24 protein-coding genes are annotated in these 23,771 nt (G+C 58.2%); 17 read left to right on the top strand and 7 right to left on the bottom strand.

What is annotated here, in order from left to right; all coding sequences use genetic code 11:
- Positions 1–56: 56 nt before the first annotated feature.
- Complete coding sequence (locus ATY80_RS06140) at positions 57–578, bottom strand: prepilin peptidase (protein ID WP_088691591.1); 522 nt, start codon at positions 576–578, stop codon at positions 57–59.
- A gap of 245 nt (positions 579–823) precedes the next feature.
- On the opposite strand from ATY80_RS06140, the gene ATY80_RS06135 reads away from it, so the two are divergent.
- The 14 genes from ATY80_RS06135 (at position 824) to ATY80_RS06070 (ending at position 13,745) form a co-directional block, all read left to right on the top strand.
- On the top strand, positions 824–1,045 hold the full coding sequence (locus tag ATY80_RS06135) for a hypothetical protein (protein ID WP_088691590.1): 222 nt from the start codon (positions 824–826) through the stop codon (positions 1,043–1,045).
- Between the two features lie 96 nt (positions 1,046–1,141).
- A complete protein-coding gene (gene cpaB, locus ATY80_RS06130; protein ID WP_088691589.1) occupies positions 1,142–2,059 on the top strand; it encodes a Flp pilus assembly protein CpaB in 918 nt (305 codons plus the stop codon).
- A 50-nt stretch (positions 2,060–2,109) separates the two neighbouring features.
- Positions 2,110–3,600, top strand: a complete 1,491-nt coding sequence (locus ATY80_RS06125; protein WP_088691701.1) for a type II and III secretion system protein family protein — start codon at positions 2,110–2,112, stop codon at positions 3,598–3,600.
- The gene (locus ATY80_RS06120) at positions 3,584–3,874 is read left to right on the top strand and encodes a hypothetical protein (protein WP_088691588.1); all 291 of its coding nucleotides are present in this window, start codon (positions 3,584–3,586) and stop codon (positions 3,872–3,874) included. Before ATY80_RS06125 ends, ATY80_RS06120 begins: the two co-directional genes overlap by 17 nt.
- 93 nt (positions 3,875–3,967) lie before the next feature.
- Entirely contained in the window at positions 3,968–5,572 is a 1,605-nt protein-coding gene (locus tag ATY80_RS06115; RefSeq protein ID WP_088691587.1) for a pilus assembly protein TadG-related protein, read from the top strand.
- The gene (locus ATY80_RS06110; RefSeq protein ID WP_088691586.1) at positions 5,569–6,048 is read left to right on the top strand and encodes a TadE/TadG family type IV pilus assembly protein; all 480 of its coding nucleotides are present in this window, start codon (positions 5,569–5,571) and stop codon (positions 6,046–6,048) included. Before ATY80_RS06115 ends, ATY80_RS06110 begins: the two co-directional genes overlap by 4 nt.
- The gene (locus ATY80_RS06105; RefSeq protein ID WP_088691585.1) at positions 6,042–6,662 is read left to right on the top strand and encodes a TadE/TadG family type IV pilus assembly protein; all 621 of its coding nucleotides are present in this window, start codon (positions 6,042–6,044) and stop codon (positions 6,660–6,662) included. Before ATY80_RS06110 ends, ATY80_RS06105 begins: the two co-directional genes overlap by 7 nt.
- A 27-nt stretch (positions 6,663–6,689) precedes the next feature.
- A complete protein-coding gene (locus ATY80_RS06100; protein WP_088691584.1) occupies positions 6,690–7,832 on the top strand; it encodes a response regulator/pilus assembly protein in 1,143 nt (380 codons plus the stop codon).
- Entirely contained in the window at positions 7,829–8,401 is a 573-nt protein-coding gene (locus ATY80_RS06095; RefSeq protein ID WP_088691583.1) for a L,D-transpeptidase, read from the top strand. Before ATY80_RS06100 ends, ATY80_RS06095 begins: the two co-directional genes overlap by 4 nt.
- A gap of 17 nt (positions 8,402–8,418) precedes the next feature.
- Positions 8,419–9,870 (top strand): CpaF family protein, encoded by a 1,452-nt coding sequence (locus ATY80_RS06090; protein ID WP_088691582.1) that lies wholly within the window; start codon positions 8,419–8,421, stop codon positions 9,868–9,870.
- The gene (locus ATY80_RS06085; RefSeq protein WP_088691581.1) at positions 9,867–10,820 is read left to right on the top strand and encodes a type II secretion system F family protein; all 954 of its coding nucleotides are present in this window, start codon (positions 9,867–9,869) and stop codon (positions 10,818–10,820) included. The genes ATY80_RS06090 and ATY80_RS06085 overlap by 4 nt, the downstream gene beginning before the upstream one ends.
- A 7-nt stretch (positions 10,821–10,827) precedes the next feature.
- Positions 10,828–11,775 carry a type II secretion system F family protein gene (locus ATY80_RS06080; RefSeq protein WP_088691580.1) on the top strand — a complete coding sequence of 316 codons (948 nt, stop codon included), beginning with the start codon at positions 10,828–10,830 and terminating at the stop codon, positions 11,773–11,775.
- A 16-nt stretch (positions 11,776–11,791) separates the two neighbouring features.
- Entirely contained in the window at positions 11,792–13,096 is a 1,305-nt protein-coding gene (locus ATY80_RS06075) for an AAA family ATPase (protein WP_088691579.1), read from the top strand.
- Between the two features lie 82 nt (positions 13,097–13,178).
- Positions 13,179–13,745, top strand: coding sequence for a hypothetical protein (locus ATY80_RS06070; protein WP_088691578.1), 567 nt, complete (start codon positions 13,179–13,181; stop codon positions 13,743–13,745).
- Between the two features lie 126 nt (positions 13,746–13,871).
- On the opposite strand, the gene ATY80_RS06065 is transcribed toward ATY80_RS06070, so the two are convergent.
- Positions 13,872–14,396, bottom strand: coding sequence for a tetratricopeptide repeat protein (locus ATY80_RS06065; RefSeq protein ID WP_088691577.1), 525 nt, complete (start codon positions 14,394–14,396; stop codon positions 13,872–13,874).
- Between the two features lie 287 nt (positions 14,397–14,683).
- Here ATY80_RS06065 and ATY80_RS06060 point away from each other — a divergent pair, with 287 nt between their 5' ends.
- A complete protein-coding gene (locus tag ATY80_RS06060) occupies positions 14,684–15,199 on the top strand; it encodes a hypothetical protein (protein ID WP_088691576.1) in 516 nt (171 codons plus the stop codon).
- A gap of 215 nt (positions 15,200–15,414) precedes the next feature.
- Here ATY80_RS06060 and ATY80_RS06055 read toward each other — a convergent pair whose 3' ends face one another.
- From ATY80_RS06055 to ATY80_RS06045, 3 genes are read right to left on the bottom strand one after another with little or no spacing between them, the layout of a single operon-like run.
- A complete protein-coding gene (locus ATY80_RS06055) occupies positions 15,415–16,647 on the bottom strand; it encodes a pyridoxal phosphate-dependent aminotransferase (protein ID WP_088691575.1) in 1,233 nt (410 codons plus the stop codon).
- Positions 16,648–16,655: 8 nt separating this feature from the next.
- Complete coding sequence (locus ATY80_RS06050; RefSeq protein WP_088691700.1) at positions 16,656–18,188, bottom strand: aldehyde dehydrogenase family protein; 1,533 nt, start codon at positions 18,186–18,188, stop codon at positions 16,656–16,658.
- 53 nt (positions 18,189–18,241) lie between these two features.
- Positions 18,242–19,642, bottom strand: coding sequence for a VOC family protein (locus ATY80_RS06045; protein ID WP_088691574.1), 1,401 nt, complete (start codon positions 19,640–19,642; stop codon positions 18,242–18,244).
- Between the two features lie 108 nt (positions 19,643–19,750).
- On the opposite strand from ATY80_RS06045, the gene ATY80_RS06040 reads away from it, so the two are divergent.
- Both ATY80_RS06040 and recX read left to right on the top strand, forming a co-directional pair.
- Positions 19,751–20,665, top strand: a complete 915-nt coding sequence (locus ATY80_RS06040; RefSeq protein ID WP_088691573.1) for a LysR family transcriptional regulator — start codon at positions 19,751–19,753, stop codon at positions 20,663–20,665.
- Positions 20,662–21,216 (top strand): recombination regulator RecX, encoded by a 555-nt coding sequence (recX, locus tag ATY80_RS06035; protein ID WP_088691572.1) that lies wholly within the window; start codon positions 20,662–20,664, stop codon positions 21,214–21,216. Before ATY80_RS06040 ends, recX begins: the two co-directional genes overlap by 4 nt.
- 605 nt (positions 21,217–21,821) lie before the next feature.
- Here recX and ATY80_RS06025 read toward each other — a convergent pair.
- Complete coding sequence (locus tag ATY80_RS06025) at positions 21,822–22,289, bottom strand: Rrf2 family transcriptional regulator (RefSeq protein WP_088691571.1); 468 nt, start codon at positions 22,287–22,289, stop codon at positions 21,822–21,824.
- A 101-nt stretch (positions 22,290–22,390) separates the two neighbouring features.
- Positions 22,391–23,602, bottom strand: coding sequence for an NO-inducible flavohemoprotein (hmpA, locus tag ATY80_RS06020; protein WP_088691699.1), 1,212 nt, complete (start codon positions 23,600–23,602; stop codon positions 22,391–22,393).
- Positions 23,603–23,771 lie beyond the last annotated feature (169 nt).

Here is a 23,771-nt window from a genome sequence, read left to right as displayed (position 1 = left end):
TTGGTCTCCCAGGGAAACATCTGCCGGTGCCGGAACGCCCTGCACGTGAGGACGCGTCAGCTCCTACTGACCGGCAAGGCGAGAGCCAGCAGTGCGGCAAAAACCATGACGACGCCATAGGGCACCTTACGGCTAGCCCGGATTTCTTCGATGCGCATGAAGAAGGCGAGATGCGCAAGAGGTAGTGGTACCGGCAGTCGCAAGAGCAGCAGCGCCGCGACACCGAGCACGAACAGGAAGATCGCAAACGGCAGCATGCCGTGCCAACCGACGAAAAGACCGATCGGCAGGAAGAGCTTGGCGTCGCCAGCACCAAAAAGACGGAAGGCCCAGAGCACGACACCGAGCATGAACAGAAGCAGCCCGGCCCCGACATCGCCACCGATACCGGTGGAAGAAAACAGCGCAGCCCCAATATCCGCGGCGCCGAGCGTCAAGGCCGCCGCGCGAAGCGCATACAGGGTCACGAGCGCAAGCACGGCCGCGTTGGGGATTTTCCACGTGCGGAAATCGGTCCAAGCAGCATAAAGAAGCAGCAATACCGCAATCCACGTAGTAAAACTGACCATTTGTGCCATGCAGGCTAAGCCTTTTTGAGAATATAAACCCCCGGATGTCGGATCTTAAGCGGGTTCCAGGGTCGTTGGGGAGCAGAATATCGGTCAAAACGCATCTTAACCATAAACTATACATGTCTGGCCGCATGTATTTCACTAGTTGACTATATAATAATTAACAGATTATTAATATTTCCCAGTCGAAGGGGTAGTCTCAACGACAAGGCAGCCGGGGGCCGGCGCCATTAAACTGGAGGTAATTCTCGATGAAAGCACTTGTAAATAGCGTACGCGCTTTCGCGCGGGAAGAAGATGGCGTGGCACTGACCGAATATCTTATCCTGCTGGGACTCTTGGTTGGAGGCGTGATCGCTGCTGTAACGCTAGCCGGCACAAATCTTAGCGACGCTTGGGAGTCTTGGGCCGGTTTCTTTACTGCTAGCCTCACTTGCAAAGACTCCACTGCAAGCGGTGTTGCTTGCGGCTAACTTCTGCATGAATCGGGTGATGGGGGAAATGTTAACCTCCATCACCTAAATTAGAAATACGGAAATATTTCGTTTCCAGTGTACCGAGTAGCGGCGATGCGTTCTTCAACGATTTTCAGTCTCGTCATTGCTTTCGTGCTCGCAGCAGCTGCCGTTTTCGGCATGCGCGAGTATCTTTCCGATCAAAAGGCTCGGCTGCTGGCAATGAGCGGTACGAGGGCTGAGGAAAGGACACTGGTTGTCGCCGCCAAGGCAATGCGCTTCGGCGACCGGGTTCGGTCCGAGAATCTCAAGGCCATTCCATGGCCCTCAAACGAAACACCCGCGGGCTCGTTCGTCAGCATAGCCGCGGTCGTTGGCAACGATGCCCAGCCGCGCTATGCCATGGCAGCGATCGACCCCGGCGAACCGGTGCTTTCCTCGAAAATTACCGGCACCGGCGAGCGCGCCACGCTATCGGCAGCGCTCGACCAGGGCATGAAGGCTGTTTCCATCCGCGTTAATGACGTGCTTGGTGTTGCCGGCTTCGTACGTCCTTCCGATCGCGTCGACGTGCTTCTGACGCGGGTCGTGCGCGGGCCGGCCGGCAACGACCAGACGTTCGTCGATGTGCTCTTGCAAGGCGTCAAGGTGCTGGCGGTGGACCAGACGGCTGACGAGCGCAAGGATGAGCCGTCCGTCGTGAAAACCGTAACCTTCGAGGTCACGACGGATGAGGCCCAGCGCCTTACCCTCGGCGCCAGCATTGGTACACTGTCGCTTGCGCTTCGCAATGTCGCCTCTTCCTCCATGGAACAGACCCGGCCGATCACCGTCGCCGACCTCGGCGGCGGTCCGATGGCGACGGAGCTTGGCAAGGACCTGAATAACTCAAAGACGCCCGAGCCAGAGAAACAAGTGAAAATTGTAGAACCCACGGTCGAGAAAGCGTTGCCGATCGAGCCGAAGTGGATAACAGTGGGCGTCTGGAACACGACGAAGCGTGAGGAGCACAGAGTCGGTCTGGTAGAGTGACATATATGCGTCCGCAGGCGCGGCGGCCGAACGAGGGGGCTAAAGCAGGCATGTCGAAAGATGACAAGAGAAGAATCGCAAGGCCCAAGAGCCTTGCGGCACTGGCAGCAGTGTTTTCAGCCTGCATATTTTGGGGGCCAGGATTTGCAGGCTGCGCCAACGCACAGGAAAAGTTCGTCACGCTTGGCAAGTCGGTTCAGCATGTGACCTTGCCTCCGAACGAGACGCTAACGCTCAACACTGGCCAGCCCTTCGGCGATCTCGTCATCGGCAGCGCCGATTTGATCGACGTCGTACCGCTTTCCGACCGTTCGTTGTTCATCCGAGGCAAGAAGACCGGCGCCACCAACATCTCGGTCTATGGCGACGACAAGTCGCTCCTCGGCGTCATCGACATCCGCATCGCCAGCGATTTTACCGAAGTCGCTGCCGCCATTCGCTCTGCCGCGCCCTCGGCCCGGGTCAGGGTAGTCAACTCCAACGACCGCATCCGCCTGACCGGCTTCGTCCGGGACGGCGTCGAATTGCAGCGGGTGATGGAAGTTGCTCAGTCCTATTCCGATCAACCGGTGCTCAACCAGTTGCGCGTCAGCGACAGCCAGCAGGTGATGCTGGAGGTACGTGTTATCGAGGCCTCGCGCCAGACGGGACGCGACCTCGGGATCGGTTGGTCCGGGCACGGCAACAACGGCATCGGCAAGGCGACGACCAGCCAGGGCATCGGAGTGAACGATGACGGCAGCCTGGCCCGCACGCTCCTAGATCCGAAGGGCGCTGCCACGGGAATGCTGCCCTTCGGCCAGCTGATCGCCAAGGTGCTGGAAATCTCGGGCGGTCGCATCGACGTGGTCATCAACGCACTCGAGCAGAAGGGGCTGGTGCGCCGCCTGGCTCAGCCGAACCTCATCGCCATGAGCGGCTCGACCGCCAGCTTTCATGCCGGCGGTGAAGTGCCGATCCTGAAGACGACGACCAACGGCGCGACCGTCGCCACCGAGACGGACTATCGCCCTTTCGGCGTGCGGCTGACCTTCAAGCCGGTGGTGCTTGACGACGGCGTCATCAATCTGGAGATCGAGCCGGAGGTTTCCGAGCTCGATCCGTCGATCAACGTCAATGGCAATCCGGGCTTCATCTCGCGTGCTGCCAGCACCACTGTCGCGCTTCGCGACGGGCAGAGCTTTGCCATGGCGGGCCTGTTGCAGTCGATCAATGCCAAGGACATCCAGCAATTGCCTGGTCTAGGGAAGCTGCCGGTTCTCGGAGCACTGTTCCGCTCGACAAGTTTCCAGAAGAAGGAATCCGACCTCGTAATCGTCGTCACGCCGCATATCGTGCGGCCGGCCAGACCGGGCGAGGACCTCTACAGTCCGCTCGACCAGACCCGTTCTTCGAATGACGTCGAGCTTTTCGCGCTCGGTGTCTTGGAAGTCGACAAGGACATGCTGCGACGGTTTCGCTATGGCGAAGGTGTGACCGGGCCCTACGGCCATCGTCTCGATCTGAATCAGGGAGGCCAAGCTGTTGTTACAAAACGCTAAGCGCGCCCTTCTCGTCATTGTCGCCGGCCTCGCTTCCGGCTGCGCCGACTACATGAACCATCGCGACTCGATCACCTTCGGGCTCGGGAACGCCGTGGAAGCAAACAAGGCCATCCACATCGAGGATCCGTTCCCGCCGGAAGCACAGCGAACCAGAATCGCAAGCGACGGCAAGGTCATCCGCAGGGTGGTCACGGAGTACCAGAACGGCGGGGCGGTGATTGTTCAGCCATCTCCGGCCATGTCGGCTAATGGTACGACCAACGGCCAATAACGATCGAAAGGCATGAACGGCGGCAACGCCGGAAGAAGAGCTTGCACAAGACACGGGTCGTCACGGCGATAGCGCCGCGATGGGGGTATGCCAATGCTGAGCAGGGTTGTTAGACGGTTCTGGAACGATCATCGCGGCTACGTCATCGCCCTGACGCTCATCGCCATGCCGCTGCTTCTCGGCTTTTCGCTGCTGGTCATCGATGTCGGCCGCAGCGGCAACCTGCATACCGATCTTCAAAATGGCGTCGATGCGATGGCGCTGGCCGGAGCCCGCGAACTCGACGGTCGCGATGACGCAATTGCGAGGGCGAAAACAGCGATCGAGAACATCGCAAACAGCGCCGCTTTTTCCGGCGGCGGGACCGGTATGTCGCTCGGCTCGCACATTACCTTGGCCTATGATGCCGGAAACGATGCCGGAAGCACGGTCAAGGTATTCTTCCTGAAGAGCATCCCTGCCAACGATGACACCCCAATCCCGTCTTCGATGGAAACGACCAATTCAAACGAAGCCTCCTACGCCTGGGTCATCGCCAAGCCGCAGGCAATGCAGACGATCTTCCCGATCCCGGTCGGCTTCAACCGTAATACGATCAACATCGCTGCCGACGCCGTGGCCGTCTACCACGCCAGCGCCTGCGACGTGACGCCGATCTTTATCTGCAATCCGTTCGAGCCAGTAGGGAACACGAGTGAGACCGCAAGCGAAGACGCAGCTCAGGCCTTGCACACCAATTTTTCGGCCGGCAATCTTTACGGGCGGCAAATTGAGCTTCACAGCACCTCCGCCTCCAATCCCGGCCCTGGCAATTTCGGGTTTCTGCGGACCCCCTTGGGCAATGGAGCGTCCGTACTGGCGGAGGCTCTTGCGACCGGCAATCCTGGTACCTGCTATACACAAGACAGTCTCGATACCGAGACCGGCGCAAAGGCGGGCCCCATCGAAGACGGCGTGAATACGCGCTTTGGTTTTTATTCCTCGTCCTTCAGTAAGTCTCGCGGTGACTCTCGCTATCGACCGGCCCAAAATGTTCGCTCCGCTCAGAACATCACTGGCAAGGGCAAGAATGGCTGCGATACCTACGATCCAGTCAAGGTCGGAGATGTTGTCGGCGACGTTACCAAGGCATTACCGCTCGGCTACGGCGCAACCATGAACTCACTTGCCGGCGGCAAGATCAGCAGCAGCAACAACTGGCAGTACACGACATATTGGAATGTCGCGCAAGGAACGGCTGCACCCTCCGTGAGCACGATCCTCAGTAGCTACTCCAGTTATCCAGCGCAGGCGAGTGGAGCACCAAGCCGACCCTCTGCTTACGATGTTTATCGTTACGAGCTCGCAAGTCCGTCGCTCATCAGCCATGCCTCGGCCAATGGCGAGACCGGAACGCCGGCTACCGGCGGTCAGTGCTATAGCGGTCCGGACCTTTCGAACTATACGGCGGCCGAATATGGTGATCGTCGCGAGATTTTCTCGGCCATTGTAAATTGTGGCTATGAGGCGTCGCTCGGCCATTTGAACGGTCATAAGGCCACTCGAGCCGTGGCCTTTGCGCGAATGTTCCTGACAAAGCCGGCGATCAAGGATGCCGGCGAGCGATATCTTTCACTGGAAATGATCGACATCACCGGCAAGGGTGGTCGCGGTACGCTTGACGAATTCCTTCGGGAAGAAGCGGAGCTGGTTCGATGATGGCGCTTAAAAGCCTTATTCGTCACCGGCTAGGTTTCGGCTTCTGGTCGAAAGAAGAGGGGGCCGTCCTTGCCGAAGCGCTGGTGGCGATCCCTTTCGTGACGCTGTTTGCAGCCGGTATTCTCGAGTTCGGCAACATCTTCTGGGAGCGCATGCAGATCGACGCAGGCTTGCGCGATGCGGGGCGTTACCTTTCCCGATGCCGACCGGCGTCGGGAACCTATGTGCCGACATGCAGCCAGGCGACGGCAAAGACGATCGCTTTTTACGGTACGCAAACGCCTGCAGCAAATGCCAAACCCCGCGTGCCAGGTTGGAAGGATCCCGCCGACATCATCATCGCAGCGCCCGACGCCGACGGGAACATCACAATTTCTACTGCTCATCTCTACGAGACCTCACCGCTGTTCGGCTGGCTAGGACTTGATGCCATAACCATCAATTCCTTTCATGAAGAGAGGTACATCGGATGGTGAGCTTTCAGGCAGTCAAGGCTTTCTGGCAGGATACCCGTGGTGTTACCCTCGCTGAAGGACTGCTGACCTTTCCCATCGTCATACTCGTATTCGCCGCCTTCGTCGAATTCGGCTATGCGATGTCGCAGTGGAATCAGACCGTCAAGGCGCTCCAATATGGCGCCCGTCTGGCGGCCGTCTCCGATCCGGTGACCGCGAATTTCAATGCCGTATTCCCGATCGAGGCTGCCGATCCGCTCAACAACGGCAAAGCGGCGCCGAACGACGCAACGATATCCTCAACCTGCGGGCCGGCTCTTGCCAACTGCACGGCGGCGTTGAACCGGCTCGTCTTGGGAAGTGACGGCGTTTGCGCGGCGGGTGATCCACACCCCGGCATTTGCGACATCAACTGGCGCATCCAGCCGCAGAATTTGATGGTTACCTATCAGCGATCGGGGCTCGGTTATTGGGGCCGACCGGATGGGCCTGTGCTGACGATGCGGCTCGAGGTGCGCAACATCACCTTCGACCTGCCGGTTCTTGGCGCTCTGCTAGGACTTAACGACATTACCATTCCAGCCCATCCAGTGACGATCACAACCGAAGATCTAAAGACCTGCTCAACCTGCTAAGTCCTTAAGTATATGTAGGAAAGCGACATGACAGCTCACATGAACATTGCAGCATCCACCAAGATCCTGGTCCTTTCCGACGACGCGGCTGCAGCGAGCTTCATGCTCGACACATTCGGTTCGCTTTCGCGTTACGATGTGCACCATCTGGCGCTGAAGGCGCTCGTCGAAAAGGGCCGGTTCGATCCGACGCAGTTCGATCTGGTCGTCCTCGACGTCGACAACGGGGAATTGCTGCACCGACCGGAACTCTTCGCGTTTCGCACCAGCTATCGGGACATTCCGCTCGTAGTCGTTTCCGAAGACCTGCCGGACGAGATGCTGCGGCTACTATTCCGCCTGAACGGCAATGACTGGCTGAAGAAGCCGCTCGAGCGCCGCGCACTGATCGACATGATTTCGACCCATGCGCCTGGCACCGGGGCCAGCGACAGCCGGGTGCACGCCGTAGTTTCGGCCGTCGGTGGTGCAGGCGCCAGCGTGATCGCTTCATCGCTTGCGCATGTGCTGGCCCAGCCGACCAAGAATTCCACGCCGCGGGTTGATCTGTTCGACATGGACTTTTGCTCCGGGGCGCTTGGCTATTATCTCAACCTTGTCAACGACTACGACCTGAAACCGGTGATCGCGAATCCATCCCGGGTCGATCTGGAATTCATCGATCTGGTTCGCAAGCGTCATTCGGGCGGCTTTTCACTGCTGTCCTTCAAGCAGCCCTCCGTCCTTCTGGCGCCTAAGGGCGGCGAACTCGTGCTGCGCATGCTCGACGTGGCCGCCTTCGAGAGCGATCACACGGTCATCGATATTCCCTATTACGACACGCCGTGGAAATACGATGTGCTCAGTTCTGTCAACAGCATCTCTATCGTCACCGAAATGACGGTCCCCGCGCTTTCTCAAGCCAAGGATTTATTTACCACCTTGGTGCGGCTGCGAGGCAATTCGGATCAGATATTCGTCGTCATCAACAAATACCGCACGAAGCTTTTCGGCCTCGGCGTCCGCCGACAGCAGACGGAGAAGATATTCAAGGAGATCCCCACGCATATCATCGCAGATGACTGGGATACATTGAGCGAGGCGGTCAACCGCGGTGTGCTGCCGGTTGAAGTGAATTCCCGGGCGCGTTTCTGTGGCGCGGTCGGTAAACTCGGAGCACTGGTGCGATGAAGGCTGTCGGCAGTGGGCGCATGCGGACCTGCGCCGTCCACGTTGGGCTTGCAATTCTCACAGTGGCGACCGCTGTTGGCGATGCTGCGGCAGGCGGGCTCGTGCCACGAAGCCTTGGTCCCACGACGGCCACCGTGGTGACCATTGAAAACCGCTACGCCGCCGGGACAATCATCATCGTAAGTGGGAACCGGACGCTGGACCTCGTCATCTCGGGGAACCATGCGATCCGTTACAAAATCGGCGTCGGACGAGACGGCTTTCGCTGGAGCGGTACCGTAAAGATCGGACGCAAGGCAGAGTGGCCTGACTGGCGGCCGCCTGCAGAGATGAAGGCGCGCGCTCCCGGACTTCCGGACATCGTACCTTCCGGACCACTCAATCCGTTGGGCGCTCGCGGGATCTATCTCTACAAGGGCAACGCCGACACGCTCTACCGCATTCACGGAACGAACGAGCAGTCGACGGTCGGCGGTTTCGCGTCGTCGGGCTGCTTTCGTATGAGCAATGCCGATGTCATCGATCTCTATGAGAGGGTGAAGGTCGGTTCCACGGTGATTGTAAAATAGTTCGGGGGTGGAAAGGCATGGCGAACGGAATCATGGGGCGTTTCTACAAGCAGCGGGAGCCTGAAAGCCGGGAGCAACTGGATACGGCCGACCCGTCGTTGGTCGGCGCAGCTCAATCCGTCCCCGCCCAACCGGCCACTGGCAGTGCCGTGGCGGGTGATGAAGAGGACCCGCTCGGGCGGGACATGGTGTCCGAGCGGGTCAATCTGCACCGATACCTGCTTGATCGCATCAATCTCGGTATCCTCGACACGCTCGACAACGAAGAGATCGCCACCGAGATCAGACCGTTGGTCAAGGACTATATCCGGAGCAACAACTTTCCGCTTAATGCCAAGGAAATCAATGATCTGATCCGCGATATCACCGACGAGATGCTTGGGCTTGGGCCAATCGAGCCGTTACTGAGCGACGACACAATCGCGGATATTCTCATCAACGGCTACAACAGCGTCTATGTGGAGCGGCGCGGCAGGCTCGAAAGTACCGCCGTGCGTTTCAAGGACGAGGACCATCTGCTGCGAGTGATCAACAAGATCGTCTCGGCGGTCGGCCGACGGGTAGACGAGTCGACCCCAATGGTAGACGCGCGCCTGAAGGATGGCTCGCGTGTCAACGTCGCCATCAGGCCGATCTCGGTCGATGGGCCGCTTGTTTCCATCCGCAAATTCACCCGTAAGCCGCTAACAATGGAGCGTCTCGTGGAATATGGCGCGATGGCCAATGCGATGCGCATCCTTCTTAGCGCCGCGGTCAAGGGCAAAGTGTCCATGGTCATTTCAGGCGGCACCGGGTCTGGCAAGACTACCTTGCTCAACGCCCTCTCGTCGCAGATTTCTCCGAAAGAGCGTCTGATCACTATCGAGGACGCGGCCGAGCTCCAACTGCAGCAGCCGCATGTTGGGCGCCTGGAGACCCGACCGCCGACGCTCGACGGGCGCAATGAGATTCGTCAACGCGAACTTTTGAAAAATGCCCTGCGCATGCGTCCGGACCGCATCATCGTCGGCGAAGTGCGCGGCGACGAGGCCTTTGACATGCTGCAGGCAATGAACACCGGTCACGAGGGCTCGATGACGACCATTCACGCCAACACGCCCCGCGACGCCGTCGGCCGACTCGAACAGATGGTCGGCATGGCAGGGATGCCGATGTCGCAGTTGAGCATTCGATCGCAGATCTCGTCGGCCATCACGATGATCGTGCAAGTCCAGCGCCTCAGCGACGGAAGCCGAAAGGTCGTCTCCATTTCCGAGATAACCGGCATGGAGGGTGAAGTCGTGCAGATGCAGGAAATTATGAAATTCAAGAAGATCGGCACCGATGAAGACGGTCGTATCCACGGGGAATTCCGCGCTACCGGCATCCGGCCGCGGTTCGTCGAGGAGTTCGCGGAGCTCGGCATCGAGATCCCTTCGGCGATTTTTGACCCAGGTAAGCCATTGCAAACGGGACCTGTTCAACCATGACCCTGATCCTCCTTTACGCAGCTGTCTTCATCGCGGCTCTTGTTGCTGTCGAAGCCATAATGCGCGGCTACTTCAGGACATCCGAACGTCAACGCGCTGTGAACCATCGGCTGAGCCTGCTCGATGTCAGCGACGATCATCGCAAAACCTACCGCGACATGCTGAAGGAGCGCGGTATCGACGGCAGCTGGCGGCAAATTCCGATGATGCAGCGGCTGCGACAGTTCTACGCCCAGTCCGGCATCAAGTTCGATGTCAGGCGATTTACGCTCCTCGCAATTTTCGGCGCGGTTTCGACGTGGTTGGTCATTCGGTTTCTGGTACCGAGCATCTTGCTTAGCGTACCTGTCTTTCTGCTGACCTGCCTTCTCATCCCTGCGCTCGTCGTCTGGCGCGCCCGGGCCGGCCGCATGAAAAAATTCGAATTGAAACTTCCGGAAGCGCTCGACGTTGCCAACCGCAGCTTGGCCGCGGGCCATCCGCTGCCGGCGGCGATTGCTCTGGTGGCGCGCGAGATGCCCGATCCGATCGGCACCGAGTTCGGTCTCCTCTCGGATGAACTCACCTATGGCGTGACGCTGGACGATGCGCTTATCAATTTGGCGGACCGGGTAGGCGTCGAGGATCTGAACCTGCTTGCGATCTCGCTGAGTGTACAGGCCGGAACCGGCGGAAATCTCGTCGAGATCCTTCAGAATCTTTCGAAGACGCTTAGAGACCGGACGATGCTGAAGGCAAAGGTCAAGGCGATTTCCTCGGAAGGCCGCATCACTGCGATCTTCATGTCGATCTATCCGTTTCTGCTCTACGCGATGATCAAGACGCTGTCGCCGACCTACTTCGACCCCGTCTGGGACAGCGGCTACGGAACCTTCGTGGTGAGCGCGCTGCTGGCCATCATGGCGGTCGGGAATGTCATTCTCTACAAGATGGTCAACTTCGAGTACTGAGGCAGTCATGTCGAGTGAGTATGGGATTTACGTCGTCGTTTTCTTTGCTGTGCTGATATTTTCTGCGGCAGCATCGGAATTGTTTTTTCGCCGGCGCGAGGTCGGGGTGCGGCTGTCGAAGAGCTCAGCGACAGCGCGCGGCGAGGAGTTCCATCTTGGCGATACGACGATTGCCGATCTCGGCGAAGCGGAAAACCGCCTGATCCGTCGCTATTTCGAGATTACCAGACGTGACACCAATGCGAACTCTACCCAGAACCGCTTGATCCGGGCCGGATATTTCAATGCCAGCGCAGTGATCGTCTTTCAAGTTATTCGCGCATTCATCTGTATCGGCGTGCTCGTCGCGGTGGTCTCGGCCCTAAACAGATTCATGCCGGACATTTCGCGGATGGCTACGCTGATCCTCGCCATGTTTGCTGCCGGCACGAGCTTTATTCTGGTCAACATCTATATCGACCGACGTGGCGGCGCCAAGGAGAGGGAGTACCGTCGTCTTTTTCCCGATTTCATGGACATGCTGATCGTCTGCCTCGATGCGGGGATGAGCATCGAGGCAGCGGCCAACCGCGTTGCCCGGGAATTCGTCGACAAGCGGCAGGACTTTGGCCTGCATCTCTCGATCATGATGTTGGAAGTGCGGGGCGGCAGGCGATTGCGCGAGGCGCTTGCTAATCTTGCCGCCCGCCTCAGGATTGACGAGGCGCGGGCGCTTTCGGTTCTGTTCCGCCAATCGGAGGAACTCGGGACCAGCGTGACGCAGACGCTGCGGGTCTACAGCAAGGAAATGCGTGATCTGCGCGTCGTTCGCGCGGAGGAAAAGGCAAATGCGCTGCCGATCAAGATGCTGCTGCCGCTCGGCGCCTTCCTATTTCCGGTAAGCCTTGTCATTGTTCTCGTTCCCATTGTCATCCGCGTCGTCAGTCTTCTCGTCGGCTTGAAGCCCGGCGGTTGAGCCAAGTGAGGTCCGTATGCCGCATTCGCCCGAACAGAATCGCCAACATGTCGTCACATCGCTCGATCCGCGGATACCGATGGCACCCGCAAGTATCGAGGAAGCTGGCCTGGAATTGTCGTTTTTGCTCCGGCTAGCGGCTAAGTGCGCAGCCGAGCAGGATACGATCACGGCATCTCATTTGGCTGACCGCATGAAATTGCCAAAAGTGCTGGTACATGTCCTGATCAAGGAACTGGTGAAACTCGCATTCCTGGAGGCGCGAGGCCTGGCTGGCGAGGACGTGAGATCCGACGTTCGTTATGCGCTTTCGACAAAGGGATTTGAATATGCCCATTTGGCGTCACGGCAATCCCAGTATGTCGGACCGGCCCCGGTATCACTCGATTCTTTCTGCCGACAAGTGCTATTGCAGTCCATTCATGACGAGCGCGTGACGCAGGAGAGACTGATGGAGAGCCTCGAAGGGCTTGTACTTTCAAGCTCGCTGATCGAAAAGCTTGGTCCAGCCATGAATTCCGGCCGTTCCATCCTCCTTTACGGACCGCCTGGAAATGGAAAAACAAGCATTGCCGAGCGGACGTCGCAACTGTTTCGCCAGGCGATCTGGGTGCCTTATGCCATCGAGGTCGCAGGTCACGTCATTAGTTTTTATGACGAAGCTGTGCATCAACCCGTCGCCGTTGCTGGCTCAACTGCCTATCCAAAGGCAGATCAACGATGGGTCGAATGCCGTCGTCCTGTCATCAAGACTGGCGGGGAATTGACGCTTGATCTGCTCGATCTCACCTTCAACGAAGGACCGAATGTCTATGAGGCGCCGGTACACCTGAAGGCGACAGGTGGCGTTTTCATCATCGACGACTTCGGGCGCCAACAGGTCGCTCCGCAAGCGCTGATCAATCGATGGATCGTGCCGCTTGAGCGCGGATACGACTTCCTGACGCTGCACACCGGTAAGAAGTTCAAGGTTCCCTTTGACGAGTTGGTTGTGTTCTCGACAAATATCGCGCCGAAGGATCTTTCCGATGAGGCGGGTCTGCGGCGCCTCAAGTACAAGATTTTTGTGAACACTCCCACACGCGACGAATACCTCAAGATTTTCCGGTCCTATGCCAGCGACACTGAAATCGATGTCGATGATGTCGATTTGGATCTTTTCTACGATCGCAAGTACGTGGGCGGCACGCTGCCATCTTGCTATCACCCGAAATATCTTCTCGATTTCGTCGGGTCCTATTGCGAATTTAATAGAATGCCCAGGATCGCGTCGCTTGCTACGCTTGAACGGGCGTGGGAAGGGGTTTTTACGTTGGAATGATGGTCAACATGGCTGATCGCGGCGCGCGCTCTTAAGAAATTTATGAAACACTGATGCAATGACTTCAGGCGGAGTAGAGTGAGTGGCTAGTATCCCAGATCTTGACACCGAAGTGGACCACACAAAGGCGCATCCTATGCGATTGGCCGGAGAGCAGACTCGCTCAAGAAATGCGCCGTTCATCGCACTCGTTCTGCTGCTTTTGCCCATCAATGCAGGCATCCTGATCTATACTGCTAAAAACTCAGCGGATGTTCGCGAAAGCCGAGAGGCCATTGATGCGCTCAAGAGGTCGATTGATGGCCTCAAAGTCCAGGTAGACAGGCAGGTAGGGAAGGCCAGGGCCGACGAAGCCGCCATCATCCGCGAGAACATGGAAAGCCTGCAAAAGACGATTTCCGCTTTGGATGAACGAATGCGTTCTAGCCAAATGAATATGCGGGTCGGCGCAGGTTTGGTTCTAAGCGCGCCCGGCAAGGAACCAACGCAATATTTCGCGCCATCGCCTCCCGCGCAGCCAGTAGGAAATGTGCCTCCGGACGGCAGTCTGGCATCCATCGATACCACAGGCGGCGCGGTCGACAACCTGCCGCGCTATGAACGAACCGTCTCGCCGGAAGGCAAGCTTATACTAAGGAAGGTCCCATGAACCGCGATGTCGAGGAACCTTCCAAGGCAATCAAAGCGCGACTCAAGTCATGAAGAAGAAGAAGAGAAGAAACATGTCGAAATTGCCCGCCGCGGAATCTTGACCCGAACCGAGCGGGCAGGAAAACTACCCGCGCTGTGCGAAATTCACGCTGTTCTTCATTAATTCAAGATTTCGCGCCGTCACCTCGTTTGCGGGATCGAGCTCGTAGGCTTTTAGGAAATACCCTCTGGCTGCTCGCAGGTCACCACGCAAGAGGTGGGAGTATCCGATGTTGTTGTAGTAGACTGGCGTGTTGCCGATCATTCTCGAAAGTTGCTGGTAAGCACGGTCGGACGTATCAAAGCGGGCCACCATGTCGGCGGAGGCCGCAAGGCCCAGCCAAGCGGCCGGATCTTCAGGAAAGACATCAACAGCACGCTTGTAAATGGCGTAGGATTTTCCGTAGTTCTTTTCCTGAAACTGCCGCTTGCCGACAGTGATGAGTTCGTCGTTCTTATAGAAGGCGACCGCTGATTCATCTTTTAGGGTGTTTGCACTATCGCCAAAGGCGGCGAGATCATCAAAGCTGGATGACTGGCACGCGACCAGCATCCCTACGCTCGCAAACAATAAAGCACAGCGTCCAATCCGAGCCCTAATCTGCAACATCTGCAATTGATCCCCCGATTTTGTCACATCCTAAACACACGTTCGGATGGATTCACGAGAAATCTTCCCGAAAAAAAGCTAACAACTCAAGAATTTAGAACGCAAGTCGCAAAATAGTGACATATGCAGGTTACGCTGACACACACGAAATGCCAGATGATCAAATATGCGCCGCCGAAAGAGGCGGGTTCGTGGATTATGTGATTCGTAGAGTGAAAGTTAATCATCGTCAGCTATATGGTTTCTATCGATGGTTGCTGCGCTCCGAAAAGGCCAGGGATGAAACTATGCGGACAGCTATACTCACGCTGATGCGGCTGGGGCCATCACTGGCTTACACAATCGCGGCGGTCTTCCTCATCAGCATGCTGCTATTGGACAACTATCCCGCAAACCCATCTGCCTGGTGGACTTATATGATCCTACTTCCAATCATGCGAGAGCCCATCTATCTGTTATTTGCGGTACCCGGCGTTGAAATCTGGAGTGCTATGGTACTTTTGATGCTCGCATCGCTTTTTGGAATTCGGCTTGCATTGCGAGCGCAACAATACCCGCGAACAGTATTCATCCATGCGCACGTCGCGCTGATCGCAACGGGTCTCACCATGGGTCGCGCTGCAGTGGCACAAGCCGGCCTTTCCGGCTTGTCGTTGCCGCAATTGCTGCGGGGCGACTGGTCTTTGCTGCCGCTATCCTATTCACCACCCGGGACTATTATTTTTGCCTTTGTGTTGTCGGCCTGCATTTGCTCCCACATGACGATTATCAAACATGCACGTCGGCCCGCCGAACAACGATGAGCGCTCGTTGATTGGGCTAGCCATTGAGGATGGTCGTCGTCGACGAACTCGACGACATTTGGCACGAGCAATCGCAGGCGTACAGCGGGCTGACCGGTCGGCCGGTTTTCACCCAATGCTGACAAAATCCAGCTTGCGATGTCGGCCATGACTTCTCCAGTGCGTTGCGAAAATTCGCCGGAACTGGCAAGCCAACTGGCCTCACGGAGTTTGAATTACGTGAGACACCGGCAAGCGGTCGCGATCCGCTCCAAGGCTTCCCTGAGGTCCGATTCCGATGACGCGTAGGAGATCCTGAAGTACGGCGAAAGGCCGAAGGCCGAACCTGGTACGACGGCGACATTCGCTTCTTCAAGAAGGTAGGCGCAAAACTCGCTGTCAGTCGTGATCTTGCGACCGCCCGGCGTTCTTCGGCCGAGAATTCCGCCACATCCGGAAAACGTATAAAAGGCGCCCTCAGGAGTGCGACAATCAAGGCCGTCGATGCGGTTCAGACCCGAAACGACAAGATCGCGCCGGCGTCTGAAGCTCTCAGTCCGCTCAGTCAGAAAATCCTGCGGCCCGTTAAGCGCCGCAACGGCCGCGGCCTGACTGATCGACGACGGGCAGGACGTCGCCTGGCTCTGTACCACGGCCATCGCCTTGATGAGCGCCTTGGGACCGCCAGCATAGCCGATGCGCCACCCGGTCATGGCATAGGCCTTCGAGACGCCATTGATCGTAAGCGTTCGTTCACGCAGGCGCGGTTCCAGCTGCAACGGTGTGACGAAAGGGAAATCGTCATAGACGATGTGCTCGTACATGTCGTCCACCATCAGCCAGACATGCGGGTGCCTGAGGAGCACGTCCAACAGCGGTCGATAATCGTCGGCGCTGTAAGCTGCACCGGAAGGATTGGACGGCGAATTCAGCAACAGCCAGCGTGTTTGCGGCGTGATCGCCGCTTCGAGCTTCTCGGCGGTCAGCCGAAATCCGCTCCTTGCATCGCAGGCAACGAGAACGGGCTTGCCTTCGCAGATCTGAACAATGTCGGAGTAGGAGGTCCAGTAGGGCGTGGGAATGATGACCTCATCGCCCGGTCCGACGCTTGCCATCATCGCGTTGAAAAGAATCTGTTTGGCGCCAGTCGCGACCGTTATTTCGCTGACGTCGAACGCGAGACCATTTTCGCGCTCAAACTTGGTGCGGATCGCTTGCTTCAGCGCCGGGGTACCGTCGAGCGCCGTATACTTGGTGTCGCCGCGCTGCATGGCGTCCCAAGCGGCCTGCTTGACGTGCTCCGGCGTTTCGAAATCGGGTTCGCCGGCTCCGAGGATGATGACTGGTCGGCCTTCCCGCTTCATGGCCGCTGCGCGCGCGCCGATCTTAAGAATTTCGGAGACGCCGATGGCGGATATTCTTGCGGCGGGCACAAAGCCCGCCTCCTCGATTTTAACATCGATCGTCATGGTCGCGCCTACTCGATCTCGAAGGAGACGCCCTGGGCAAGCGGTAGCGCCTTGGAGTAGTTGATCGTGTTGGTGGCGCGGCGCATGTAGGCCTTCCAGGCGTCGGAACCGGATTCGCGCCCGCCGCCCGTTTCCTTCTCGCCCCCGAATGCACCGCCGATTTCGGCGCCTGACGTTCCGATGTTGACGTTGGCAATACCGCAATCGGAACCGTCAGCAGCCAGGAAGCGTTCGGCTTCCCGCAGGTCCAGCGTAAAGATTGACGACGACAGACCGGCACCAACGGCGTTATGGTCTTCGATCACCTTGTCGAAGTCGGTATATTTCATCACGTAGAGGATCGGCGCGAAGGTTTCTTCGAGCACTGGCCCGACCTGGGAGGGCATTTCCACCAGCGCCGGCCTGACGTAGTAGGCGTTGTCGTTTGGCATCGCGACACGATCGCCGCCGTTTACGGCGCCGCCATGGGCCTTCGCCTCGCCAAGCGCCTTTTGCATCCCCTCGAAGGCAAGCTTGTCGATCAGTGGACCGACGAGCGCCGTGCTTTCGAGCGGATTGCCGACGGAGACATTGGCATAAGCCTTTTTCAGCCGTGGCACGAGCTGGTCGTAGACGCTGTCATGCACGAAGAGGCGGCGAAGCGTCGTGCAGCGCTGGCCCGCCGTACCCATGGCGCCGAAGGCGATGGCACGCAACGCCATGTCGAGATCGGCCGATGGGCAGACGATACCTGCATTGTTGCCGCCGAGCTCCAGGATCGATCGGGCAAAGCGGCGAGCAAGACGCGGTCCAACCTCGCGACCCATCCGCGTCGAACCCGTCGCGGAAACAACCGGCACCTTCGGATGGTCGACAAGGACCTCACCCATGGTGCGATCGCCGATCAGCACTTCGCTCAAGCCCACTGGTGCATCGCCGAAACGGGCAATCGCACGCTGCAGAATGGCTTGCGAGGCAAGGGCGGTGAGCGGCGTCTTTTCGGAAGGCTTCCACACGACCGCGTTGCCGCAGACCAGAGCAAGGGCCGCGTTCCAGGCCCAGACCGCGACTGGGAAATTGAAGGCGGAAATGACGCCAACGACGCCGAGCGGGTGCCAGGTTTCCATCATTCGATGGCCGGGCCGTTCGGTTGCAATGGTCAGGCCGTAAAGCTGACGGGAAAGACCGACCGCGAAATCGCAGATGTCGATCATTTCCTGCACTTCACCGAGACCTTCGGACGGAATTTTGCCGGCCTCAATCGACACCAATCGACCAAGTTCGATCTTGACCGTACGCAGCTCCTCGCCGAGCAGGCGGACAAGTTCACCGCGCTTGGGTGCGGGGACAAGGCGCCAGGCCTTGAAGGCGTCGGCAGCCTTTTCTATCTTCGCGGTCGCCGCTTCCCGGCTGTCTGTTTTCAGGGCCGCCAGTTGCGCGCCCGTGACCGGGCTATAGGAGGCCATGTCGCCGCCGGTATAGAGCGCCTTGTCGACGCCGATCTTATCGAGAAGCGCAACGGCCTCCTGCTCTACATTGACTGCTCTTGCTGCGATGGTCATGTGAGGACCCTTTATCTTGGTGTTTGATATGTGCCAGTTGCCGTGGAATAGCTTCACTCGGCTGCTTCAACGGCGGTCAGGCGAGCCCGGCAGTCAGCGATCGATTGCGCCTCGATATCGGCATAGTGATCAAATTCATTGAGAACAGAGGTCCCGAGATCACGCTCGAAGCGCTGCTGATTGGGGTTGGCGGTGAACTCCTGCGCCGTCTCGTCGCCGAGGTTGGACTGGAAGATGCCGGCCGCGCTGACGGGCAGGAAGTCTTCGTAGACGATCGGATCGAAGCCGACGAGGCCGTCCGCCACCAGTTGATCGACGCTGCATTCGGCCGACGCGACCGCGCTGTTGCCCTTGTCCGTCAGCCAATAACGGAAATAGCCAAGCCGCTGTGCACGGATTTCGGCCCAGTCGTCCGGGAAGGGCACAAAGGCATCGGCAAGCGCCGTCTCGTAGGCGGCAGCATTCGTGCCGTCGGCGGCGGGACGCACGGCCATACGTGAATCCGTCAGGAGCTTGTCGTAGAGCGCGCGGCCTTTTGGCGTCAGCGCGATGCCACGGCTTTCGATTTCTCCGAAACGGGCAGTGTGGGTCCCCTTTTGCCAATTTCCGTTCGCATCCTTGAAGGAAACAGCTTCCTCAAGAGCCTTGAACGATGTCTGCCGCAGCAGAATTGCGCAGCGACGACTTGGCGGGCCTTCGACGACCGCCTTCGGCGCGATGCCGTGCTCCGGCATCAAACGCTGCACCTGATCGATATCGAGCGTGCGCGGCGTCAGATGATTGATATGTGGCCCCTTGAAGGAGACGACGTCGGCAATCAGCCGGTGCGCGTCATGCAGGCGCCTGTACATGCCAAGATCCACATTCGCCTGATCATGCCAGCGAAAGGTTTCCAGCACTTCCGCAACAAAGTGCTTGGCATCATCGTCATCGAGACCGCCCTGATGCTCGGCTTTCTCCGTCAGTTCGATGGCGGCGGCCGTGAAGATCTGACGTTGTTGCACGATCGCCTCGGCTTGCATCCGCAGCGCTTCGTCGGCAATCAGGTCGAGGCGCAGCAGGGAGGTGAAGACGCGGAACGGGTTGCGCTTCAGCGCCGCGTCGCCGACCGGCCGGAAAGCGGTGGAGTGGACCGGTACCCCCGCTTCGCTGAGATCATAATAACCGACAGGATACATTCCCATGACCGCAAAGACGCGTCTCATCATCGAAAGTTCGGCAGCGGTTCCGAGACGAATGGCGCCGTGACGCTCCTGCGAGACACGCTCCAATGTGTCCGTTTCTTGCAGTCTGCGCTTGAGGGTCGGATCGGCGGCCAGCGCATGCGCGTTGACTGTGGCAACAATATCCATCAGCGTGCCGTAGGCGGGTACCTCGGTCCGATACATGGCCGACATGGCCGCAGAAAACGCGGAGCGGATCGTGCAGGAGGAGGCGTAAGTTCTGTTCGACATATGTTTTCTCACGGACGTCAATTCGACGAGTTCATTCTGGATTGCGATCATATCGCACGTAGAGTAGATGAATAACGACAAATGAAGCTGAGATAATGCGGTTTTAGCATGACATTGCCTCGAAAGCTGATACCCGACCTGACCACGCTGCAATCATTCGAGTCTGCCGCCCGCCACGGCAACTTCACGCGCGCAGCCCTTGAGCTCAACCTTACGCAAAGCGCCGTCAGCCGACAGATCAAGGAGCTGGAGACACAGCTCGGCATCCTTCTCTTCGAACGAGTTCGGCAGCGGGCAATCCTGTCGGACGCCGGCAAGCGGCTGCTGCCTGAAGCACGACGCCTGCTGCACCAGACCGAAGAGATGATGATCCGCGCAGCATCCGGCTCGGATGCACCAGAGACACTTTCGATCGCCACCCTGCCGACGTTTGGCAGTCGTTGGCTGACACCAAGGCTGCCAGCTTTCCTGGCAGCCTATCCGGGCTCGCTCGTAGACGTTACATCTCGCTCAGAGCCATTCGATTTCGAACAAGAGAACGTCGACCTTGCCATTCACTACGGTCAACCGATTTGGGCACGGGCAACCTGCACTTTTCTTTGCGACGAAAAGATCGTTCCCGTCGCCAGTCCGGACCTATTGCAATCGGATCCCGTCGCCAGCCCCATCGAACTGCTTCAAAGGCCTCTCCTGCATCTGGCGACCCGCCCGCGTCTCTGGCGCCAGTGGTTTGAACACTGCAACATAGACGCCGCCCCCTCATATCGCGGCAACCGATTCGACCAGTTCTCGATGATCATCGAGGCGACGGCGATGGCGATGGGGTTTGCCCTGCTTCCACTCTACCTGATCGAACAAGAGCTGAATGCCGGAAAGCTCAAGATCGTCTTCGACCAGCCGATGTCGACGGAAAACAGCTATTACGTCGTGACCCCCGACGGCAAGCGTGAACACACGCTTGGCCTGGCCTTTACGGCATGGCTGCTCTCGCAGGTCAGCGCCGGGAGCCCGACTGATCCGTGAGTGACAATCAGGCACCAACAGATATTCCGACGGCACGCATGCTGAGCTGGGCCAGAAACTCGACGATCTATCGCCTCGAGCGGCAGATGCTGACGGAAAGACAACTGTGCGACGCCATTGTGAGGAAGGCGAAACAGAAATTCGAAGGCATCACTGAAGGACAGCTCAAAGCAGTTGCTGATCGCGCGGTGGCCTTCGCCTATGAGCATGGGGGTCTGAACGACAGGGCTTATGCCAAGGTCAGTACCCGTTCGGGTGTTCGCAATGGCAGATCGAAGCGTCGTATCGCTCATAAGCTGTCACAGAAAGGCGTCGATCGTGAGGTCATTGCAACCGCACTTGATGAAGCGGATGATCTATTGGCGGCGATCGTTTTCGCGCGCAAACGCGCCTTCGGCCCGTTTCGCCGTGGCGACGTCGACCGGGAACGGGTTACAAAGGAAATGGCCGCGTTCGCGCGTAGCGGCTTCAGTTTCGATATCGGAAAGGCTGTGCTCGCAATGAGCCGCGAAGAGGCAGAAGGTGTGGCGATCGCGCGATCTGCGTCGTAGCTGGCGCCGAGAAGCGCCGTCTGCAGGCTGCTATCGCAGCAGTTCCAGTCCTTTGCGTTCGAAGTATCCAGAATCTTGATGGCGGCGCTGCTGGGCTTCCTTGTTCCCTGTTCCGGTGCGGCAACGGTGATCTTCTGACGTCGATGAACTGCAAATACGGCCTGGCTGACCCTGATCGCGTCCGGGATTTTCTTGATCTCTTCGGGCGTATCGTGACGAAGAGGAGGGAGGCAAAGAGCGTCTAGCTTCCTCATCGCAACAACAAGCCGACTTCGTGCAGTCGCGCAGCAGACTTACGAACGTTCTAAAGAACCCTGCTCACGCCACTCATTCTCCAGTATCCTGGCAACAGTTGCGCCGGTCGCATGGCGAGGAAGTTGCCGCAGGCAGGAGCGACCGCCACAAGCCACCATTGAAGGAACGGCATCGCGGCGGTGAAAACGGCCCTGGCCAATCCGGGTTGGCAATGGTGCGGACGACAATGGCGCATTGGATCGATGCGCAGCTCGCCATTGATGTGAAGCACGCGCAAGCTGATCGCCGGATAGGAGGAGCAACAGTAAGCCGAACGCGTTTGGCAGGTGACGATCGGCCTGCAACCTGTCCTATGATGGCAGGCCCGCGTGGATATCCGGCTCAGACAGAGCAAGCAAACGACGCAACGGCATTGCCGGTCGGGTCAGGTCCGCGAGCGTATAGCCGTCAAGCACGTCGAGAAATGCAGCCGCGGCAGCACCCAGGGCCCGCTTCAGCACGCAGGCGGGCTGCACGACGCAAACAATCTCGCCATTATTTTCCATGCAAGGCACGATCGAAAAGTCAGGCTCGCAGGATCGAACGATCTCGCCGACCCCAATCTCATCGGCGCTTCGGGCAAGCCGCATGCCGCCTTGGCGACCGCGCACCGTTTCGATCAAGCCTTTTTGTGCGAGTTCATGGGTGATCTTCATCAGATGCGTCTTCGAAATATCGTAGGCTTTGGCAATTTCGGCGATCGTCGACAGGCGCTCGCCTTTGAGCGCGAGGTACATCATGAGCCGCAACGCGTAGTCGGAATAGACGGTCAGACGCATTTGCAGATCCCTCACGAAAATCTATGTACCGACATAGAGATATTCAAACGATGCATCAATTGGCAAAGCGGCCATCTTGACCGCTTTGCCGCTTCGAATAGCTAGGCAGCTTCGAGTTCGTCGGCGGGGCCGAAGAACTCATAATGGATCCTGTCCTGCGGCACCCCAACTCTTGCCAGACCTCTGACAAGCGTGGCCAGGAACGGTCTTGGGCCGCAAAGATAGAAATCGGCTTCTGCGATGGGCGTGTTTTTGGCGAGCCAGTCAACCGTGATGAAGCCATCGTGGTCGAAGTGGACGCCCTTTTCATCCTGCTCTTGTGGGCTGCCGTAGAAAATTGACGTTCTGAAAGAGGCGCGATCTTTGGCGATATCGCGCACGTGCGATCCCATCGCATGAACCCGCCCGTTCTCGGCACCGTGGATATAGTGAACCGGAAACTCACGTTTGCTGTTTGCGATCGTCTCCAGCATGCTGACCATCGGCGTTAGACCGACACCTCCGCTGAGCAACACGACGGGCCTATCCTGGCCGGCCGGCAGGTGGAAGTCTCCCGTCGGCGGCGCGACCTCGATCACGGCACCCACTTCAATCTGATCGTGGAGGAACTGCGATACCAGCCCATGCGTCTCGCGCTTGACCGAGATGCGATATGTCTCACCGTCGGGAGCCGACGAGATGCTGTAATTTCGGTGCTGCGGCTGCAGTCCGGGAATGTCAAACCGGAACGTCAGATACTGCCCGGGCCGATGGCGAACCACTGCCCGACCATCGACCGGTCTAAGCACGAACGACGTGATGATGTCGCTTTCTTGTCGCTTCGATATGACCGCAAACCGCCGCCAACCATTCCAGCCACCCTCGCTTGATTGAAGATCGTCGTAGATCTCTTTCTCGCGCCCAATCAGGATATCGGCGAGAAACCAGAAGGCCTCACCCCAGGCACTGACAATTTCATCCGTCGCTGCGACACCGAGGACGTCCTTGATCGCGCCCAAAAGCGCACTTGCAACGTGCGGATAGTGATCTGCCCGGATGTGCAGTCCGACATGCTTTTGTGCAATCCGCTCTACGGCTGAGGAGAGTGCGGTCAGATTGTCAATGTTTTCGGCGTAAGCGAGGATTGCCTGGGCGAGCGCCTTCGTTTGACGTCCGCCTTCACCCTGGTTCGACTGGTTGAACAACCCGCGCACCTCGGCATTTTCAAACAGCCGCTTGTACATCGCGCTCGTAATGTCGGTGCCGTGCTTTGCGAGTGCGGGCACGGTCGCGCGAACGATCGCCTTCGTGGTATCGGTCAGTCCATGCGTCATCATGATCTCCAAACGTTTTCGTCGACGCGGCTGACCTAGCCCGCATAAGATAATCAATATATGTATAAGCCCTGTGCCGTTCGGTCGCAGAACCGACCCGGTGACTGCTCTGACGACAGACGGAGCATCCTTGCCTTCATCACCGCTACCACCTGAGCCAGCTTAGAAG

Origin of the sequence: Rhizobium sp. R711, assembly GCF_002211365.1 — a bacterium.
Lineage (GTDB): Bacteria > Pseudomonadota > Alphaproteobacteria > Rhizobiales > Rhizobiaceae > Rhizobium.
This window is presented reverse-complemented; position numbering and strand designations above follow the sequence as displayed.